Genomic DNA, 13,270 nt, shown 5'->3' on the forward strand with positions numbered 1-13,270 from the left:
GTCGGCGGGCTGAGTACGCTCGGGGACTATGACCGACCCGCGCATCCTGTTCGTCCACGCCCATCCGGACGACGAATCCATCGGGACGGGGGCGACCATGGCCAGGTACGCGGCCGAGGGCGCCCACGTCTGCCTCGTCACCTGCACGCTGGGTGAGGAGGGCGAGGTCATCCCCGCCGACCTGCGGCACCTGGCCTCCGACAAGGAGGACCGGCTCGGCGAGCACCGGATCGGCGAGCTGGACGCGGCGTGCGCGGCGCTGGGCGTGCGCGACCACCGCTTCCTGGGCGGGGCCGGGCGCTGGCGCGACTCGGGCATGATGGGCGCGCCCACCAACGACGACCCGCGCTGCTTCTGGCGGGCCGGCCTCGACGAGGCCGCCGGGGAGCTGGTGAAGGTCGTCCGCGAGGTCCGGCCGCAGGTGATCGTCACCTACGACGAGCGCGGCAACTACGGCCACCCCGACCACATCCAGGCGCACCGGGTCGCGCGCCGGGCCTACGAGCTGGCCGCCGACCCCGCGCACGAGGACGGCGGCGAGCCCTGGAAGGCCGCCAAGTTCTACGCCTACGCCACCCCGCGCACCGTGCTGGCCCGCGCCATCGCGGTGATGCGCGAGGCCAGGCTGCCGTTCCCGCGCGTGGCGGGGCTGGACGAGCTGGGCTCGGGCGTGCCCGACGGCGAGGTCACCACGGCCGTGGACGCCCGCGCCCACCTGCCCGCCAAGATCGCGGCGCTGCGCGCGCACCGCACGCAGATCACCGTGGCCCCCGACGAGGTCGGGCCCTACTTCGCGCTGTCGAACAACCTGGGCCAGCAGGCGTTCGGCACCGAGTACTTCATCCTGCTGGACGGCGAGCGCGGCGCGGCCGGGCCGGGCGGCCGCGAGACCGACCTGTTCGCCGCGCCCGCCTCGTGATCGGCTGGATACCCTGACGGGCGTGGACGACAGCGACGAACCCCCGGTGATCCTGGACGAGGAGCAGCCCCCGGCGGGCGCGACGGCGGACGGCCCCCGGGCCGAGACGCCCGTGGACGCCTTCGTGTCCGGCGCGGCCTACGCGGCGCTGGCCCTGCTGGCGCTGGTGGTGGCCGTGCTCGGCGCGTTCGCCCAGGACTGGACGCTGGGCTCGGTGCCGGTCGCCGCGATCGGCCTGGTGGCGGCGAACTTCGTCTTCGTGCGGCTGGCGGGCTGGGCGATGGGGGCGCGGCTCGGCGCGGTGATCCCGGCGGTGGTGTGGTCGCTGGTGGTGTTCCTGCTCTCGGTCCAGCGCCCGGAGGGCGACCTGGTGATCCCGGGCACCACGCCCGGCTACGTGTTCATCGTCGGCGGCATGGTCGCGGCCGTGATCGCGGCGGGCACCACGCCCACCCGGCGCCCGGCCGGGGACTGGCTGACCCGGGGCATCGGTCCTACCCGTGGGTAGGGTGAGGGCATGCAGCCCCCCGCCGACCTGGTCCCGCTCCCGGTGGACCCGGTGCTGTTCCGGCAGGTGACCGGCCGGTTCGCCACCGGCGTGGCGATCGTGACGACGGCCGCCGGGGGCGCCGACCACGCGATGACGGTGAACTCCTTCACCTCGGTCTCGCTGGACCCGCCGCTGGTGCTGGTCTGCGTGGACCGCGCCTCCCGCTTCCACGGCGCGGTGCTGGACAGCGGCCTGTGGGCGGTGTCGGTGCTGGGCGCCGGGCAGCGCGCGGCCGCCGAGCGTTTCGCGACCCGGGGCCGCCCGCTGGAGGGCCAGTTCGCCGACTGGCCGCACCACCGCGGGGCGGGCACCGGCGCGGTGCTCCTGTCGGGGTCGCTGGCGACGATCGAGTGCCGCACCCACGCCGTGCACGACGGCGGCGACCACGCCATCGTGGTCGGGCGGGTCCTCGATCTGGACCTGCCCGACCCCGACGGCGCGCCGCTGGTCTTCCACGCGGGGACCTACCGCGCGATCGCTTGATCCTCGCTCTTGGCGTCGGGGGCGGGCGCCTTGTAGGCGCGCACGCCCAGGCACGCGGCCGCGCCGAGCAGCACGGCCGCGACCGGCACCAGCATGGTCGGCTTCATCGCGTCCACGAACCCGTGCGTGAACACCTGCCCGGCCAGCTCCTGGACGCGGTGCGCGACCTCGGCGGGCATCCCGGGCGGCGGTTGCTGGGCCGCGCCGTGCTGGCCCGCCCCGACCTCCAGCCCGCCCTTGGCGGCCTGCGCGAAGCCGTCCACGAACCGCTCGCGGGCGTCGGCGGGCAGCGCCTCGGACCGCTCGACGGCCTGCGTCTTCAGCGACGAGGCGAGCTGGCTCTGCAACACCGCGCCCACGACCGCGCCGCCGAGCACCGACCCGACCTGCCGCATGGTGTTGTTGACGCCCGAGGCGGCCCCGGCCAGCGCGGGCGGGACGTTGCGGGTGGCCTCGGTGGCCATCGGCGCGAACACCCCGCCGATGCCGATCCCGGTCAGGATCAGGGCGGGCAGGAACGCCGCCCAGGGCGTGTCCACCTCGGCGATCGCCAGCGTCCACAGGGTGCCGGCCGCGTACAGGGTGAGCCCGCCCATCAGCAGGAACCGGCCGCCGATCTTGTCGGCGAGCCGCCCGGCCACCGGGGCCAGGAACATCGACACCACCGACGAGGGCGCCATCACCAGCCCGGCCTTCAGCGCGCTGAAGCCCAGCACCGACTGCATGTAGATCGTCATCGGCAGGAACACGCCGATCATGCCGACCGACACCGTCGCGCCGACGAAGTTCAGGATCGCGAAGTTGCGGTCGCGGAACAGCGCGAACGGCACCAGCGGCTCGTTGTCCTGCATCCGGCGCTGCTGGAGCAGGAACACCCCGAGCAGCACGGCGGCGGCGGCGAGCAGCCCCCAGATCCAGCCGGCCCACTCGTACTTCTGGCCCTCGGTGAGCGCGAAGGTGAGGCACAGCAGCGCGGCCGAGGCCAGCAGCACGCCGGTCACGTCGAAGCGGTGCCGGACGGTGCGGGTGTGGCCGGACAGGATCGGCACCGCCATCGCCAGCACCAGCACGCCGATCGGCAGGTTCACGAAGAAGATCCACCGCCAGTCCAGCGAGGTGACCAGCAGGCCGCCGATGGTCGGCCCGGCGATGGTGGACACCCCGGCGATCGCGCCCCAGATCCCGAGCGCCGCGCCGCGCTTGGCGGGCGGGAACGTCGCGATGATGATCGACATGGTCTGCGGCATCAGCATCGCCGCGCCCACGCCCTGCACGGCGCGCGCCGCGATGAGCTGGGCGGGGTCCTGGGCCAGGCCGCAGGCCAGGCTGGCCAGGGTGAACACGATCACCCCGGCGATGAACAGGTTCTTCTTGCCCCACAGGTCGCCGAGCCGGCCGCCGGTGATCACCAGTACGGCCAGCACCAGCGTGTAGACGTTGGTCACCCACAACACCTGGTCCAGCGAGGCGCCGAGCTTCTCGGTGATGCTGGGGATGGCGATGTTGACGATGGTCAGGTCCAGCAGGGTCATGAAGAAACCCAGGGACAGCGTGAGCAGGACGGCCCACGGGTTGCCGCGCCACTTGGTCATGAGTCCTCCCCCGGGGGGACGTCGATACGGGTGGAGACGGCGCCGGGCTCCCAGTCGAGGCGGCCGGCGCCGATGTCGTCGATGAGCGACGACACGTAGTCGAGTTCGGTGCGCAGCTGGGCGATCTTCAGCTCCTGGTCCAGCAGCAGGTGCCGTTCCAGGTGGCGCTTGCGCAGCGCGTCGTTGGCGGCCCGCTCGCCGACCAGCCGGGCCTCCAGCGCCACCGCGCGGGTGCGCAGGCAGGCCAGCGTCTCCTGCGGGGGCAGCAGCGTGACCAGCGCCAGCGCGGCGCCGATCATCGGGTACTCCTCGTCCGGCCGGGTGATCAGGTCGGCGAGCCGGTCCAGCGCGGCGTCGCGCCCCCGCTCGGTCACCGCGTAGACGGTGCGCTCGGGACGGCGGCCCTCCCGGCTGGTCTCCAGCGGCTCGATGAGACCGTTCGCGGCCAGCCGGTCCACGGTGTTGTAGAGCGCGCCGTGGGTGAGCTTGACGGCCTGGTCGTAGGCGCGGGTGCGGATGCGCTGCTGCATCTCGTAGGGATGCAGTGGCTCGTCGCAGAGCATCCGCAGGACGGTCAGCGCGAGCGGGGTCAGGGGACGGGCCACGAAACGTCCTTCCGTCGTCATAGTCGGTTCGGATTGGTCCACTTAGACTAATCCTTATCGACTGATAGCGCATCTTTCATGGTGGGAGCCCTGGCGGGCCGCCAACGGGTCGCCAAATGAGGCCATGGTCGAGCGCGGCGGCGGGTCCCGCGCGGCCGGGCTGGCCTAGCGTCCCCTCCCGTCGGGCGGAGTTGAGGGGGCTCATGCGGGTCGGGGTGTCGGGCAAGGGGCTGGACCACGGTGCCGGGTACGCGCGTGCGCTGTACGAACGGCTGCGGCCGCTCGGCGTGCAGGCCGGGCCGCTGGTGCCGCCGGGCGGGCGCGGGGCGGCGCGGCCGCTGTCGTACGCGCTGGCCGACGGCCTGGTGTGGCCCCGGACGGCGGCGGTGGACCTGCTGCACTATCCGGCCGACACCGGCGCGCTGGTCCCGGCGCGCGTGCCGGTGGCCGCGACGGTGCACGGCCTGCCGCCATGCCCGTCGTCGCGTGGCGCGGGGCTGCGGCGCACGCTGGGCGAGCGCCTGTGGTTGCGGCGGGTCGGCGGCGTCACCCGCGTCGCCGACGCGGTGATCACCGCCTCGGAGTTCTCCGCGCGGGAGATCCACCGGACGTTCGGGGTGCCCGCGCGGCGGCTGCACGTGATCCCGCACGGTGTGGACACCGGCCGCTTCCACCCGGGCGACGAGGGGGACGCGGCGCTGCTGGAGCCGTTGGGGCTGCCGCAGGGGTTCGTGCTGTTCCTGGGCTCGCCCGCGCCGCGCCGGAACGTGCCGCTGCTGATCGAGGCGACCGCCCGCCTGGGCGTCCCTCTGGTGGCGGCGGGGGTAGCGACGACCGGGGACGAGCCGGTCGTGCGCGCGCTGGCCGCCGCTCCGCACGCGCGATGGCTCGGAAAGATCCCTGACGAGCTGGTCGCGCCGCTGCTGCGCGCCGCGGCCGTGCTGGCGCTCCCGTCGTCCCACGAGGGGGCCGGGTGGCCGGTGCTGGAGGCGATGGCGTGCGGCACCCCGGTGGTCGTCTCCGACCGGGGCGTGCTGCCGGAGGTCGCCGGGGGAGCGGCGCGGACCGTGCGGAGCCTGACCGTCGGGGGCCTGGCCGCCGCGCTGGCCGCGGTGCTGGCGGACGAGTCGTACGCGGTCGGGCTGCGCGAGCAGGGATTCGGCCATGTCCGCCGCTTCACCTGGGAAGAGGCCGCGCGGCGGCACCTTGAGGTGTTCCGCGCCCTGGTGGGCTGATTCCTGTCTCGCGCACGCCCGCCTGCGTGGGCGCTACCGGCGCGGGGCGTCCTGCGGCGGTGCGGGCAGCAACATCCCCGTCATGCCCTCCAGCCGCCCGATCGCCTTGTGCAGGTACCAGGCCGACTCCGCCCAGCGGCCGCGCGCCGCCGCCTTCGCCGCGCCGCCCAGCGGGCGGACGAGCACGCGGGCGCATCCGTAACCGTCGTAGTAGCGTCGGTAGACGCGGCCGGTGCCGCGCGCGTCGTGCCGGGCCCTGGCATGGTGGGCGGGGCCGGGGGCGTCCGGGTCGTGGCCGAACGCGCCGACCTCCGGGTCGAACACGATCGTCTTTCCGGCGCGCAGGCCGCGCAGCAGCAGGTCCGTCTCGGCGCCCGACTGCCAGGGCGTGTCGCAACCCGCGCCGAGGCCCTCGTCGAAGCCGCCGACCGCGCGCAGGAACCCGGTCCGGAACAGGCAGGCCCCGATGGCGGCCCGCGTCCAGACGGTGCGGGCGTCGAGCGGGCCGGGGCCGTCCGCGCCGGCGCCGGGCCGGGCGTCGTCGCCCTCGGCGTCCAGCATGCGGCCCGACAGCACGTCCACCGGCGGGGCCAGTACCCGCACGCCCGCCTCGAAGGCGTCCGGCGGGTACCAGGTGTTCTCGTCGGCGAACACCACGATGTCGATCGGGTGGGGCTCGGACTCCGGCTCGGGGGCCTGGCCGCCCGCGCCGACCATGACCGGCAGCGGGACGTCCTCGTACAGCGGGCGGCGCGGTTGCGGCGGGACGGCGGGGACGCCGGCGAGCATGGCGTCCAGCGTGCCGAGCGGGTCGGGGCGGGCGACGGCGGCGGCGTCCAGCACGCCCAGCCTGACCAGCCCGGCGTTGCGCGCGGCGGACGTCCCGTGCGGCGCGGCGGTCCGGCGCACCGGCAGCCGGACGGCGTGCCGCTCGACCACCGCGCGCGTCCTGCCGTCGCCGCCCCCGTCCATCACCAGCACCTGGGCCGGGGGCAGGGTCTGCCCGGTCAGTGACAGCAGCAGCCGGTCCAGGAGCTGGGGGCGGCCGAGGGTGGTGACGATGACCGCGATGTGCGGTGAGCGGGGTGCGGAGGACATGCCGATCATTGTGAAAGCCCAGGTCGCCCCGGGTCCGCTACCCGAAAAAGGCGTGTCGCGGCGAACCGCCGCATTCGCGGGTGGAGCGGGCGACCGCCGGGCTTCCCCGCCCGGCGGCCGTCCGGGTCCGTCAGCCCTTGAGGGCGATCTCCAGCTGGTCCAGCGCCCAGTCCAGGTCCTCGCGGCTGATGGTCAGCGGCGGGGCGAGGCGCAGCGTGGTCTCGTGCGTCTCCTTGGCGAGCACGCCCAGGTCCATGAGCCGCTCGCTGACCGGACGCGCCTTGCCGTGCAGCTCGACGCCCGCCCACAGGCCCCGGCCCCGGATCTCGCGGACCAGGTCGCCGGGCAGCGCGCCCAGCCGCCGGTGCATGTGCGCGCCCAGCTCGCGGGAGCGCTCCTGGAACTCGCCGGTCCTCAGGATGGCGACGACCTCGCGGCCGATCGCGCAGGCCAGCGGGTTGCCGCCGAAGGTGGAGCCGTGCTGGCCGGGCTTGAACACCCCGAGCACGTCGGAGTCGGCGACCACCGCCGACACCGGCATGATGCCGCCGCCCAGCGCCTTGCCGAGGATGTAGACGTCGGGGACGACGTTCTCGTGGTCGCAGGCGAAGGTCTCGCCGGTGCGGCCCAGCCCCGACTGGATCTCGTCGGCGATCATCAGCGAGCCGTTGGCGGTGCACAACTCCCGCACCGCCGACAGGAAGCCGCTCGGCGGCACGTTCACCCCGGCCTCGCCCTGGATCGGCTCGACCAGCACGCCCACGGTGGACCCGTCCATGGCCGCCCGCAGCGCCTCGACGTCGCCGTAGGGCACGGTGCGGAAGCCCGGCGTGTAGGGGCCGTAGGACGCCTTGGCGTCGGCGTCGGTGGAGAAGCTGATGATCGTGGTGGTGCGGCCGTGGAAGTTGCCCTCGAAGGTGATGATGTTGGCCTGGTCGGCGGGCACCCCCTTGACCTCGTAGCCCCACTTGCGCGCGGTCTTCAGCGCGGTCTCGACGGCCTCGGCGCCGCTGTTCATCGGCAGGACCATGTCCTTGCCGCACATGTCGGCCAGCTCGGCGACGAACGGGCCGAACTGGTCGTGGTCGAAGGCCCGGCTGACCAGGGTGACCCGGTCGAGCTGCTGCTTGGCCGCCTCGGTCAGCCGCGGGTTGCGGTGCCCGAAGTTGACCGCCGAGTAGGCGGCCAGCATGTCCAGGTAGCGGCGGCCGTCCACGTCGGTGACCCAGGCCCCGTCGGCCTCGGCGATGACGATCGGCAGCGGGTGGTAGTTGTGCGCGCTGTGCTTCTCGGACAACGCCCGCAGCTCATCGGATCGCGGCAACGTGACTCCTTCGCCCTGATCGGCCCGGCCGGGTGGCCGGGGTCGCTGAAGACACCGGAGGTGGCCGGTGCCGAGGGGGGTGGGCGGGCCGCGCGAACCGGTGGGCGGCGACCCTGCACTCAGCGTATGTTCGGGATCAACCAGCGACCAATGACGAAAGCCGACTTGGGGGGAGATATTTGTTGCGTCTTGACGAGCTCGACCGACGAATCGTTGCGCAGCTCCTGGAGGACGGGCGCGCCTCGTACGCCCAGGTCGGCGACCGGGTCGGCCTGTCGGCCCCGGCGGTCAAGCGCCGGGTGGACCGCTTGCGCGCCGACGGCGTGATCACCGGCTTCGCGGCCGTGGTGGAACCGGCCGCGCTGGGCTGGACCACCGAGGCCTTCATCGAGATCTTCTGCACCGGGGCGACCTCCCCCGACGAGATCTACTCCAGCATCCGGCGGCATCCCGAGGTGGTCGCCGCCTACACCGTCAGCGGCGACGCCAGCGCCCTGGTGCACGTGCGGGTCCGCGACATCCAGCACCTGGAGCAGGCGCTGGAGCGGCTGCGCCGGGAGGACAACATCACCGCCACCAAGACGGCGATCGTGTTGTCGCGGCTGATCGGCCGGCCGATCGACGCGCCCGCGCAGGACACGGCGGCGGCCTCCTGACCAGGCGGTCCGGGGCCGCCACGCCCTAGGCACGGCCCGCCGGTCAGCGGCGGGCCGCGCTCCGCCAGACCGTCAGGTCCAGTTTGACCGCGCTGGTGCTCCGCGCGCTCCTGACGGCGACCAGGGCCACCAGACCGTTCTTGCCGGTGACGCACAGCTTGCCGCGCACCGCCCCGGGCCTGATCCGCTCGACGCGGGCGGTGCTGGCGAGGCAACCCTTGGCGTCGGCGGAGCGGCCGGAGGCCAGGGGGCCCATCTGGTGCAGGTCGGTGTCCAGGTAGCCGTTCCGGAAGAACAGGTCGGCCTGCGCCTTGTTGCGGCGGTTCTGGGCGGCACTGGTGGTGACGAGCCTGCGGGGCCGCTTGGGGCTGTTCAGGAAGGACACGAAGGAGCCGTTGGGCAGGCTGACGGCGCGGTAGGTGCCGACCTTCTCGAACGGTCCGGTCGGGATGGACGAGGGTTTGCGGGACGAGTCGCCCATGTTGCTGATCATCCAGCCCGACACCGACGTGACGAGCAGCGGGAGCGCCACGCTGGCGACGCAGCCGAGGGCGCAGCCGGACTTCCAGCCGAAGCGGGGGCGGTTCGCCGGGCGTCGCGGGGCGGGCCGTTGGGACCGGGGCTCGGGCCGTCGGGGCGAACGCGCGGGCCGTTGGGGCGGCGAGTTCTCGGTCCAGGGGAGGGGGTCGGCCTGGGGGAGGGCGGACGTGCGGGTCTGAGAACGGCGGGAACTGGCGGCGGACTGTTTCTTCTTCCGGGCAGACCCGGCCGGGGTTCCGTTCAGCAGCCCTCGGACGATCCGGGCCTGCGAGCGCGCGCCCGCCAGCTCCAGCAGCCGGGCCATGGTGTCGAGCGCCTGCCGGGCTTCGACGGCGCTGAACGCGTCGGCGTCGAAGTCGTGGGCGTAGGCATTGCCGACGTCGCGGAGCTCGGAGGCCAGCGACAGGCCGGGCCGGGGCAGCGCGGGCTTGAAGATCTCGCGCTCCTCGGTGATCATCCGCAGCAGGAACCGGACGTCGCCCAGGCCGTAACCGCGCTTGCCGCCGCCGAATCTGGCGGTGTCGCGGCGCTGCTTCTCGGCGATCCAGTCGGTTCCCCAAGCGGCGGCCATGGTGCGCTCGACGAAGGGCCGCAGCCCCCGCTGCAACTGCTCCAGCCCCTGGCCCACCAGATCCCGACCGCCCACCGCGCCCGCCTCCCACCGCCGATGACCAGTGGAGAGAGTAGGGCAAACCACCGCGTCCGGGCGGCCTAGAAGACGAAGGTGAGCATGAAGACGAGGGCGAGGAGCACGAACACGCCGCCGCCCGCCGCGAGGGCGGCCCACTGGGCGGGCGGGAGCCCCGCCGGCCGGGCGGGGACGGGCGGGGCCCCGGGGCCTGGCGGCACGGGTCCTGACGGCACGGGCCCCGACCTCGGCCCCGGCCCCGGCGGCAGGGGGACGGGGCCGGTGGGAGGCCCGGAGCGCAGGGGGGCTCCGGCGGGCACGGCGGGTGGATCGGGCGGGAGGATCAGGGGCGGCTCGGGCCGGGTGTCGGGCGGCTGGCTGGCCGGAACCGGCCCCTGCGGCCCTCGGTCGTGTGGCTCCTGATCATGCGCCTCCCGGCCGTCCGGCTCCCCGTCATGTGATCCCCGGCCGTACGACTCCCGGCCGCCCGGCTCCCCGTCGAGCGGCGGCTCGGGGTCGGCGGTGTAGGCCAGCAGCCGGTCGACGATCTCGGGGGTGAGCCAGCCCGGGTCGGCCGCGCCCGGCTCCTGCTCCAGCGCGGTGAGGACCTGCTCGGGGCTGGGCCGGTCGGCGGGCACCTCGGCGAGGCAGCGCTCGATGAGGGGCCGCAGGTCGGGCGGGCACTCCTCCAGGCCCGTCCCCTCGAACTGGCGGCCGGTGGCGGCGTAGAACACCACGCCGCCGAGCGCGAGCACGTCGGCGTCGGGGGACCCGGCGGGCGCGACGCCGTACCCGGTGACGCGCGGCCCCTCCTGGGCCAGCAGCACCGTGGAGGGCACCAGCCGCCCGTGCACGACGTCCACGGCGTGCATGTCGCGCAGCGCCTCGGCGATGCCGCCCATCAGGATGCGCAACGACCGGGGCGGCAGCGGGCCGGACCCCGCCACCACCTGCGCCAGCGACGGCCCGGGGACGTACTCGCTGGCGATCCAGGGCCGGGGCGCGCCGGCGTGGTAGTCCACGACCGCCACCACCCGCGACCCGCCGACCCGCTGGACGGCGGCCATGTCGCGCCGGAACCGGACCTCGAACCCGTGCTCGCGGACGACGTCGGGCCGCACGACCCAGATCGCGAGCCGCCGGCCGCTGTCGGTGACGGCGAGGTAGACCGACCCGCGCCCGCCGTCCTCCAGCCTGGCCAGCACCCGGTACCCGCCGATCAGCAGCGGATCGCCGGGCGCGAGCGGCTGGAACACCGGGTCATGCATGGGCGCCTCCTGGGGGATCGGTCGATTGTCCCACCTGGCGGCGCGTGCGGTCAGTCGCCCGGAGTGGGCGGGACGCCCTGCCACACCGTCAGTTCGATGGTCAGGTAGTCGTCGGGCTCGTCGCCCCGGCCGAGCACCTTGACCAGGCCGATCAGCCCGCTGCTGCTGGTGGCGCAGATGAGCTTGCCCTTGACCAGGTACTCGGACCCCAGGCTCCTGGCGTAGCGGGTGTTGTCGCGGCACGCCTCGTAGGTTCCGGCCTGGCCGGGGTCGAGCACGGAGAACCGGTTCCCCCACAGGATCTCGGTCGAATAGCTGAGGTCGGCTCCGTCACTGGAGGTGAACGACTCTTTGGGGTGCTCGGGATCGTTGCCGAAGGCCAGCCCGTAGCCGTCGGAGATGTTGATGCGCTTGTACTTGGCGATCTGGCCCCCGACGGGGATGGTGCCCCCGGACGGCGGCCCGCTGCTGCCGGCGCTGGTCTCGGGCGCGGAGGGCGTCGGCTCGGGCTGCCGGGCGGCGGGGCTCTGCGCGGTGGGACTCTGCGCCGTGGGGCTCTGCGAGGTCCCGGTCCCGCGCTGGTTGACGGGCTTGCCGTCGTCGGGAAAGGCCGAGACCAGCACCACCACGAGCACCAGCAGGGCGAGCACGCCGCCGCCGATCGCCAGAAGCAACGGGCCCCGGGACGGCGGTGACGGCGGCGCGCCGGGGTGCGACCGGGACGGGACGCCCGGCTGATGCGTCCGGTACGGCATGCCAGGCCCGGTTCCCGGTGGCGTCGCAGGGCCGGGCGCGGGAGCGCCGTCCCCGGTGCGGCCGTCCTGCGGCGGCGGGGGAGCGGCCTTGTAGGCGGGCAGGACGCGGGTGATGTCGTCGGGGAGCCAGGCGGGTTCGGGGAGGTTTCCGGTGCCGGACAGTTCGTCGAGGACCTCGCGCGGGGCGGGCCGGTCGGCGGGGTCCTTGGCCAGGCAGCGGGCGACGAGCGGGCGTAGGCCGTCGGGGCAGCCGTCGAGGTTCGGTTCCTCGTGCGCGATGCGGAACAACACGGCGCTGTCGGGCCCGTCGCCGAACGGCGTGCGGCCGGTGGCGGCGTAGAAGGCGACGCTGCCGAGCGCGAACACGTCGATGGCCGGGGTCGAGGAGTGGCCGAGGGCCTGCTCGGGGGCCATGAACTGCGGCGAGCCGATGCGCATCCCGGTGCGGGTGAGCGGGGTGGAGTCGGCGGCGCGGGAGATGCCGAAGTCGATGACGCGCGGGCCGTCCTCGGCCAGCAGCACGTTGGAGGGTTTGAGGTCGCGGTGGACGACGCCCGCGCCGTGGACGGCCTGCAACGCCTCGGCGATCCCGGCGAACAGGACCCGGACGCTGGCCTCGGGCAGCGGGCCGAGGTCGGCGACGGCCTGGGCCAGCGACGGTCCGGGCACGTGCGCGGTGGCGAGCCAGGGGCGCGGCCCGTCGGGGTCGGCGTCGATCACCGGGGCGGTGTACAGGCTCTGCACCCGCTGCGCGGCGGCGATCTCCTGCCGGAAGCGGCGGCGGAACTCGGGATCGTCGGCGAAGTCGGGCCGCACGACCTTGATCGCGAGTCGCCGTCCGGCCTGGGTGGCGGCGAGGTAGACCCGGCCCATGCCGCCGGCGCCGAGCCGGGCGAGCACCCGGTAGCCGCCGATCTCGGGCGGGTCGCCGACCTGGAGCGGCTCGAAGACGGGCACCGGCCGAGGAGCAGGGGACGACATATGACCTCCAGGGGGAGGGTCCTTGTTCTATCGAAGATCGTCAAGTGTTGTCAGGGGTTCGGTGGTCCGGACCTTCCGGGGCGGGGACCGGTACGGGTCCGGCGGCGGAGGGCACGGCGGTTACCGGTCGGTAGGGTGGCCGTCATGGACTTCGCGACCGCTGATCTGATCGACGACTTCGGGGACGAGCTGCGCAGCTGCGAGACGCAGTTCCGCCAGTACGGCGGGCGCGCCGCGTTCGCCGGGCCCGTCGTCACCGTGCGCTGCCTCCGCGACAACGGGCTGGTGAAGAAGCTGCTCAACAGCCCCGGCGAGGGCCGGGTGCTGGTGGTGGACGGCGCGGGCTCGCTGGCGTCGGCGCTGATGGGCGACATGATCGCGGCGGCGGCGGTGGCCAACGGCTGGGCCGGGGTCGTCATCAACGGCGCGGTGCGCGACGTCGCCGAGCTGCGCAAGCTGGACCTCGGCGCCAAGGCGCTGGGGTCCAACCCGCGCAAGAGCGCCAAGGACGGCGCGGGCGAGGTGGACGTCCCGGTGACGTTCGGCGAGACCGAGTTCCGTCCGGGCGACTGGCTCTACAGCGACGAGGACGGCATCGTCCTCGCCGAACGCGAGCTCGGCTGAGACCGGCCGCGT

Annotated in this window: 13 protein-coding genes; 6 read left to right on the forward strand and 7 right to left on the reverse strand. The window is 74.3% G+C overall.

From position 1 onward, the window contains the following. Positions 1–28 precede the first annotated feature (28 nt). Genes mshB through AH6_RS09830 form a run of 3 tightly spaced genes read left to right on the forward strand, consistent with a single transcriptional unit; the run spans position 29 to position 1,952 of the window. A complete protein-coding gene (gene mshB, locus AH6_RS09820; protein ID WP_067477081.1) occupies positions 29–919 on the forward strand; it encodes an N-acetyl-1-D-myo-inositol-2-amino-2-deoxy-alpha-D-glucopyranoside deacetylase in 891 nt (296 codons plus the stop codon). Between the two features lie 22 nt (positions 920–941). Then, positions 942–1,427, forward strand: coding sequence for a DUF6113 family protein (locus AH6_RS09825; RefSeq protein WP_067477084.1), 486 nt, complete (start codon positions 942–944; stop codon positions 1,425–1,427). Between the two features lie 9 nt (positions 1,428–1,436). Continuing rightward, positions 1,437–1,952, forward strand: a complete 516-nt coding sequence (locus AH6_RS09830; protein WP_067477087.1) for a flavin reductase family protein — start codon at positions 1,437–1,439, stop codon at positions 1,950–1,952. Here the strand turns inward: AH6_RS09830 and AH6_RS09835 are convergent. Further along, positions 1,934–3,544 (reverse strand): MFS transporter, encoded by a 1,611-nt coding sequence (locus AH6_RS09835; protein ID WP_067477091.1) that lies wholly within the window; start codon positions 3,542–3,544, stop codon positions 1,934–1,936. The two genes, AH6_RS09830 and AH6_RS09835, sit on opposite strands and share 19 nt — an antisense overlap. Then, positions 3,541–4,149: a PadR family transcriptional regulator gene (locus tag AH6_RS09840; RefSeq protein ID WP_169807822.1), complete on the reverse strand. Its 609-nt coding sequence runs from the start codon at positions 4,147–4,149 to the stop codon at positions 3,541–3,543. Before AH6_RS09840 ends, AH6_RS09835 begins: the two co-directional genes overlap by 4 nt. Before the next feature lie 203 nt (positions 4,150–4,352). Here AH6_RS09840 and AH6_RS09845 point away from each other — a divergent pair, with 203 nt between their 5' ends. Beyond that, complete coding sequence (locus tag AH6_RS09845) at positions 4,353–5,384, forward strand: glycosyltransferase family 4 protein (protein WP_067477097.1); 1,032 nt, start codon at positions 4,353–4,355, stop codon at positions 5,382–5,384. 33 nt (positions 5,385–5,417) lie between these two features. Here AH6_RS09845 and AH6_RS09850 read toward each other — a convergent pair whose 3' ends face one another. Both AH6_RS09850 and rocD read right to left on the reverse strand, forming a co-directional pair. Beyond that, on the reverse strand, positions 5,418–6,482 hold the full coding sequence (locus tag AH6_RS09850) for a glycosyltransferase family 2 protein (protein WP_067477100.1): 1,065 nt from the start codon (positions 6,480–6,482) through the stop codon (positions 5,418–5,420). A 130-nt stretch (positions 6,483–6,612) separates the two neighbouring features. Further along, a complete protein-coding gene (gene rocD, locus AH6_RS09855) occupies positions 6,613–7,806 on the reverse strand; it encodes an ornithine--oxo-acid transaminase (RefSeq protein ID WP_067477103.1) in 1,194 nt (397 codons plus the stop codon). Between the two features lie 182 nt (positions 7,807–7,988). Here rocD and AH6_RS09860 point away from each other — a divergent pair, with 182 nt between their 5' ends. Then, positions 7,989–8,462, forward strand: a complete 474-nt coding sequence (locus tag AH6_RS09860) for an Lrp/AsnC family transcriptional regulator (RefSeq protein WP_067477106.1) — start codon at positions 7,989–7,991, stop codon at positions 8,460–8,462. A 43-nt stretch (positions 8,463–8,505) separates the two neighbouring features. On the opposite strand, the gene AH6_RS09865 is transcribed toward AH6_RS09860, so the two are convergent. The 3 genes from AH6_RS09865 to AH6_RS09875 form a co-directional block, all read right to left on the reverse strand. Then, positions 8,506–9,648: a Swt1 family HEPN domain-containing protein gene (locus AH6_RS09865; protein WP_157431378.1), complete on the reverse strand. Its 1,143-nt coding sequence runs from the start codon at positions 9,646–9,648 to the stop codon at positions 8,506–8,508. A 65-nt stretch (positions 9,649–9,713) separates the two neighbouring features. After that, positions 9,714–10,898, reverse strand: coding sequence for a protein kinase domain-containing protein (locus AH6_RS46565; protein WP_067477112.1), 1,185 nt, complete (start codon positions 10,896–10,898; stop codon positions 9,714–9,716). Between the two features lie 50 nt (positions 10,899–10,948). Beyond that, entirely contained in the window at positions 10,949–12,610 is a 1,662-nt protein-coding gene (locus AH6_RS09875) for a serine/threonine-protein kinase (protein WP_245679252.1), read from the reverse strand. 168 nt (positions 12,611–12,778) lie between these two features. On the opposite strand from AH6_RS09875, the gene rraA reads away from it, so the two are divergent. Further along, entirely contained in the window at positions 12,779–13,258 is a 480-nt protein-coding gene (rraA, locus tag AH6_RS09880; RefSeq protein WP_067477118.1) for a ribonuclease E activity regulator RraA, read from the forward strand. Positions 13,259–13,270: the final 12 nt, after the last annotated feature.

The sequence above is a fragment of the Actinomadura hibisca NBRC 15177 genome, assembly GCF_001552635.1.
Lineage (GTDB): Bacteria > Actinomycetota > Actinomycetes > Streptosporangiales > Streptosporangiaceae > Spirillospora > Spirillospora hibisca.

What these genes read in the sequence shown, in the direction of transcription:
- AH6_RS09830 (WP_067477087.1), top strand. Translation starts at nt 1,437, where the DNA reads ATGCAGCCCCCCGCCGACCTGGTCCCGCTCCCGGTGGACCCGGTGCTG.
- AH6_RS46565 (WP_067477112.1), bottom strand. Translation starts at nt 10,898, where the DNA reads ATGCATGACCCGGTGTTCCAGCCGCTCGCGCCCGGCGATCCGCTGCTG.
- AH6_RS09845 (WP_067477097.1), top strand. Translation starts at nt 4,353, where the DNA reads ATGCGGGTCGGGGTGTCGGGCAAGGGGCTGGACCACGGTGCCGGGTAC.
- rraA (WP_067477118.1), top strand. Translation starts at nt 12,779, where the DNA reads ATGGACTTCGCGACCGCTGATCTGATCGACGACTTCGGGGACGAGCTG.
- mshB (WP_067477081.1), top strand. Translation starts at nt 29, where the DNA reads ATGACCGACCCGCGCATCCTGTTCGTCCACGCCCATCCGGACGACGAA.
- AH6_RS09850 (WP_067477100.1), bottom strand. Translation starts at nt 6,482, where the DNA reads ATGTCCTCCGCACCCCGCTCACCGCACATCGCGGTCATCGTCACCACC.
- AH6_RS09835 (WP_067477091.1), bottom strand. Translation starts at nt 3,544, where the DNA reads ATGACCAAGTGGCGCGGCAACCCGTGGGCCGTCCTGCTCACGCTGTCC.